The sequence below is a fragment of the Mycobacterium sp. genome (assembly GCF_049802695.1).
Lineage (GTDB): Bacteria > Actinomycetota > Actinomycetes > Mycobacteriales > Mycobacteriaceae > Mycobacterium.
In genome coordinates this window covers 1-4,903 of sequence record NZ_JBARMY010000439.1, presented here as the reverse complement: position 1 = coordinate 4,903, position 4,903 = coordinate 1, and the positions used below count along the sequence as shown (strand labels likewise).

Sequence of the window (4,903 nt, the reverse complement as noted above, 5' to 3'; positions counted from 1 at the left end):
CCACGGTGGCCACCCACGGCAGCGCCATCAGCAACGTGAACCTGGTGAACGACAGGTCGGCGGCGTGGTAAGCGAGCAGGTTCGTCAAATTGGAGACCGGCAGCAACAGCGAGGCGGCGTTGGCCAGGTGCGCGCTGGCATAGGCGTGCGGGCGCACCGGTGCGCGCAGCCGGCGAACCGTTGCCAGCATCACCGGCGTCAGCAGCACGACCGTGGCGTCCAGGCTCAACGCCGCAGTAATCACCGCCGCGATGACGAACACCCGACGCAGCAGCCGGTGCGAATCGGGACGGCCACGCGCCATTGCCGCCCCGGCCGCCTCGAACAGGCCCTCGTCGTCACACAGCTTGGCCAGCACCAACACTGCACCCAGGAAGGCCACCACCGGCGACAGCCGGCCCGCCTCGGCAGCCGCCTCGTGCACTGAGATCGCGCCGAGGGCAATGAGAATCAGGACAGCCGGGATTGCGGCGATGGCTTCCGACCAGCCCCGTGGGCGCGCGACCGCGAACCCGAGAACGACAGCCAGCAACACCAGAGCCAGCAGTAACGTCAAATCAGCCCCACGGATCCTCGTGCCGCCACACCGTCGGCAGGTGTAGAGCGACACCGTCCTGGGCGGCCAGCTCGTCGAGAACGCGGATGGACGCGTCCAAGTCGTCGTTGACATAAGGCAAGGCCCGCAACGGCTTTGACAACGGCCGAAAGAAGTCGTCCCAGTGGATCAGCACCACCCGGCGGGCCGCGACTGCACGCACGGTCTCTGCCCAGTAGTCGACGATGTACGCGCGCGGTTGCACACCGAGTTGGCCGACGCCGAGGTAGACGACATCCGCGCGCCGGCCGGCCAGTGCGCCTTCGACGAAGCCTGCGCTGCCCTGAATCAACAGCCGACGGTCCGACGGCCGGTGATGTATCAGCGTCGACCACGCCTCACCGCACCGGTAGGCCCCGACCCGTACCGGCGGCGTGACCGGCGCGGAGATCACACCGGGGAATCGGTCAGGTGGTGAGTGCCGCGACTGCAACAGTGTTAAGTCATACGGGCCCAGCCGGATCGGCTCACCATGGGTCGCCGCGACCATGCGATCTTCCGGTAAGCCGTACCCGCGACCGACGTTCACCGCCGACTCGCCGCCGACCAGCTGCGCACCGGTGCGGTCGGCGACCAGCGGAGAATCCAACACGTGGTCGATGTGCGTGTGGACGGGGACGACGGCTTCGAGTCGGGTGACCTGCGCGCGAGCCAGACATCCGTCGACGCGAGGCTGTGACGGCGATACCTTGCCGGTGGCTATTTGCAGCAGGCCGGGCCGAGAGAAATAGCCGTCGGTCATCAGCGCGGCCGATCCGTCGTCGAGCAGCAGCGTGGCCACCCCCAGCCAGGTCACCGACAGCGGCGTGCCGGATGTCGGGGCAGGCACGCTGAACCGGTCCGAGTACTGGCCCAAGTCGGGGCGACCGGGCTTGAGCCGCATCAGCGGAACGCCTTCACATCGACGCCGCCGGCTTTTAGCCGATCCCGCACCGCCGAGGCGATCTGGACGGCGCCGGGCGAATCACCGTGCACACACACCGATTCCACCGTCACAGAGATCTGTGACCCGTCGACGGCGGTTAACCGGCCTGCGGTCACCATGACGGCCACCCGCTCAGCGATGGCCGCCGGATCGTGCAGCATTGCACCGGGTTCACGCCGCGACACCAGTCGGCCGTCGGGCTGGTAAGCGCGGTCGGCGAACGCCTCCGGCACTGTGCGCAGGCCGCGCGCGCGGGCCTCTTCGAAGAACGGCGAGCCGGCCAGACCCAGCACCGGAAGCGTCGGATCCACCATCTGCACCGCTTCAGCGACGGCGGCCGCCTGCTGTCGGTCAGTTGCGATTGCGTTGTACAGCGCACCATGCGGTTTGACGTAGGTCACGGCGGTGCCGGCGGCGTGCGCCAGCGCCTGCAACGCACCGATCTGATAGACGACGTCGGCGATCAAATCCTCGGTGGTGACGTCGATGAAGCGTCTGCCGAATCCGGCGAGATCACGGTAGCTGACTTGCGCGCCGATGGACACGCCCCGGTCGGCGGCGGCCCGGCAGACGTGCAACAGGCCGGCCGGGTCACCGGCGTGAAAACCGCAGGCGACGTTGGCGCTGGTCACGAGCCCCAACATGGCCTCGTCGTCACCGAGTCGCCAGACACCGAAGCCCTCGCCCAAATCGGCGTTCAGGTCAATGGAGGCCACGTTGAGTCAGCCTATATGCGTTGCCGGCGCCGGCGGGGTCCTCCTGCACCTGGGCTCGAAAGCTGCCGCTTCGCACCCATCGGCGCTGGTCAGTATCGACTCCGCGACTATCAGAAGCGCCCGGTAGCGTCACAGGGCATGAGGTCAACGCCGCGACGCCGGGCCACCCTTGCGTCGTTGGCGGCCGAATTGAAGGTTTCCCGTACCACCATCTCGAATGCCTACAACCGGCCAGATCAACTGTCGGCGGACCTCCGTGAACGTGTGCTGGCCACGGCGCGACGGATGGGTTATGCCGGTCCGGATCCGGTGGCGCGTTCGCTGCGGACCCGCAAGGCCGGAGCGGTCGGTCTAGTGACGACCGAACCGTTGACTTATTCGTTCAGCGATCCCGCCGCTCTGGATTTCGTTGCCGGAGTGGCGCAGTCGTGTGAGCAGCTGGGTCAGGGACTGCTATTGGTAGCGGTAGGGCCCAGCCGTAGCGTTGCTGACGGAACGGCGGCGGTGCTTTCGGCCGGCGTCGACGGATTCGTGGTGTATTCGGTGTCCGAGGACGATCCCTACCTCCAGGTCGTGATGCAGCGGCGGTTGCCGGTGGTGGTGGTCGACCAGCCCAAAGACGTCCAGGGTGTGTCAAGGGTCGGTATCGACGACCGGACAGCGATGCGCGAACTCGCCGATTACGTTGTCGGACTCGGTCATCGGGAGATCGGGTTGCTCACGATGCGGCTGAGCCGGGACGGGCGGCAAGGTCTCGTCGACGCCGAACGGGTGAAGTCGCCGCAATTCCATGTCCAGCGCGAACGCATCAACGGTGTGCGTGATGCGATGAACGCCGCCGACATCGACCCGGACTCACTGACCGTGGTCGAAAGCTACGAACACCTGCCGAACTCCGGTGGCAGCGCCGCCGAGGTGGCGCTGGCCGCCAATCCGCGGATCACCGCGTTGATGTGCACCGCGGATGTTCTGGCGCTGTCAGCGATGGATTACCTGCGCTCTCACGGCATCTACGCACCCGGACAGATGACGGTCACTGGCTTCGACGGTGTGTCGGAGGCGATCAGCCGCGGACTGACCACGGTGGCGCAGTCAAGCCTGCATAAGGGCCGCCGCGCCGGCGAACTGCTGCAGAAACCGCCGCGCTCGGGGATGCCGGTCGACGAGATGCTGCCCACCGAACTGATCCGTGGACGTACCGCCGGGCCGCCGGCTTGAGGCGTCAGATCGCCGGGCCGGCCCCGTCGCCGATCAGCAGCCGCACCGCCAGATCCAGCCGCTTGCTGACGTCGGTCGCCGACGCGCGTCGAGTCAACCAGGCCAAAAGATTCGACAGCCACACATCTGAGATGACCCGAGCGATGTGGTACTGGTCTTCGGTCGGTTCGCCGTCACTCATCGCACGGGCGAACATCGAATCGATCAGCTTCTCGACGTGATCGACCTCGCCCGCCGCCGAGGCGTCGGCGAACACGTAAGCGCGGGTCATCGCTTCGGTCAGAAGCGGGTTGCGCTGCATCGCGCGGTTGAGCCTGCTGATCATGAAATGCAATCGCTGATACGGCGTTCCGCCGGGCAACGTCGAGCGGTCCGTCTTGGCGTCGATGCGCTCGAACTCGCGGCCCAGCGCCGAGACCAGCAGATGCACCTTCGACGGGAAGTACCGGTAAAGCGTGCCGACCGCCACATCGGCACGGTCGGCCACCGCCCGCATCTGTACCGCCTCGTAGCCACCCTTGGACGCGATCGCCATGGTGGCGTCCAGGATGCGCTTGCGGCGCTCGCGCTGCGCCTCGGAGCCGAGCTCGGATTCGGCCAAAACCGCCACGTTCATGACCTCGCGGGGTTGCGCGTCTGACGCGCGGCCCGAGCCTGCGTTCGCTGGCGACGACATCTGAGGTACAGCTCCTTCATGTTGCGATCTCGCTGAAAACGATACGCATGCCGAGCGTGGATTTCTCACCTCCATGCCGCCGGGGAACCGGGTTGTGCTGCTGCTATGGCGGTCGACTTGACCGTCGATCACTGGCACTATTAGAACACGTTCTAGTACTTGTATAAGCACGTTCTAACGCTTGGCGGCGACTCGTCGTACCGGGGTCAGGGCAAATCTTAGGAGTCGACAGTGGCACCGACCATCACCGACGAACAGCTCGCGGCGCGCCAGCTGGTGCGCGACTGGGCGGCCGGTTCGCAGGCCACCGCGGCGATCCGCGACGTCGAGCAGGGCAAAGCCGAGGCCTGGCGACCGGTGTACGAAGGGTTGGCGGCGCTGGGGATTTTCGGTGTAGCCGTTGCCGAGGACAGCGGTGGCGCCGGCGGCAGGGTCGAGGATCTGTGCGCCATGGTTGACGAAGCCGCCAAGGCGCTGGCGCCGGGTCCGGTGGCGACCACCGCGCTGGCCACCTTGGTGATTTCGGACACGGTGCAGTTGGGCGCGCTGCTATCCGGCGGGCGCTTCGCCGGCATGGCCTTGGACGCCGACATCCAGTTCGACCGCCCCGCGTCGAAGGCGTCCGGGACGGCACCCCGGGTGCTGGGCGCCGTGGCCGGTGGTCTACTGCTGCTGCCGGCGGACGGGACATGGCTGGTCGTCGACAGCGCCGATGCCGGTGTCACGGTCCAGCCGCTGACGCCCACCGACTTCTCCCGGGCGCTGGCGCGGGT

At 67.1% G+C, this 4,903-nt stretch carries 6 protein-coding genes; 2 read left to right on the top strand and 4 right to left on the bottom strand.

The genetic code is table 11. From position 1 onward, the window contains the following. The 3 genes from WA317_RS17695 to WA317_RS17685 all read right to left on the bottom strand — a co-directional run. The coding region (locus WA317_RS17695; RefSeq protein ID WP_425174273.1) for an SLC13 family permease at positions 1 to 556 on the bottom strand (556 nt) is incomplete at its 3' end. Between the two features lies 1 nt (position 557). Then, positions 558 to 1,478: an MBL fold metallo-hydrolase gene (locus WA317_RS17690; RefSeq protein WP_425174272.1), complete on the bottom strand. Its 921-nt coding sequence runs from the start codon at positions 1,476 to 1,478 to the stop codon at positions 558 to 560. Further along, the gene (locus WA317_RS17685; protein ID WP_425174271.1) at positions 1,478 to 2,236 is read right to left on the bottom strand and encodes a LamB/YcsF family protein; all 759 of its coding nucleotides are present in this window, start codon (positions 2,234 to 2,236) and stop codon (positions 1,478 to 1,480) included. The genes WA317_RS17690 and WA317_RS17685 overlap by 1 nt, the downstream gene beginning before the upstream one ends. A gap of 138 nt (positions 2,237 to 2,374) precedes the next feature. Here WA317_RS17685 and WA317_RS17680 point away from each other — a divergent pair, with 138 nt between their 5' ends. Further along, positions 2,375 to 3,454 carry a substrate-binding domain-containing protein gene (locus WA317_RS17680; protein ID WP_425174270.1) on the top strand — a complete coding sequence of 360 codons (1,080 nt, stop codon included), beginning with the start codon at positions 2,375 to 2,377 and terminating at the stop codon, positions 3,452 to 3,454. 4 nt (positions 3,455 to 3,458) lie between these two features. Here WA317_RS17680 and kstR read toward each other — a convergent pair whose 3' ends face one another. Then, positions 3,459 to 4,064 carry a cholesterol catabolism transcriptional regulator KstR gene (gene kstR / locus WA317_RS17675; RefSeq protein WP_425174269.1) on the bottom strand — a complete coding sequence of 202 codons (606 nt, stop codon included), beginning with the start codon at positions 4,062 to 4,064 and terminating at the stop codon, positions 3,459 to 3,461. Positions 4,065 to 4,361: 297 nt separating this feature from the next. Here kstR and WA317_RS17670 point away from each other — a divergent pair. Further along, positions 4,362 to 4,903: acyl-CoA dehydrogenase family protein (locus WA317_RS17670; RefSeq protein ID WP_425174268.1), on the top strand; the 542-nt coding region annotated here is incomplete at its 3' end.

Coding starts and splice junctions, on each gene's coding strand:
- WA317_RS17690 (WP_425174272.1), bottom strand. CDS start 1,478: ATGCGGCTCAAGCCCGGTCGCCCCGACTTGGGCCAGTACTCGGACCGG.
- WA317_RS17680 (WP_425174270.1), top strand. CDS start 2,375: ATGAGGTCAACGCCGCGACGCCGGGCCACCCTTGCGTCGTTGGCGGCC.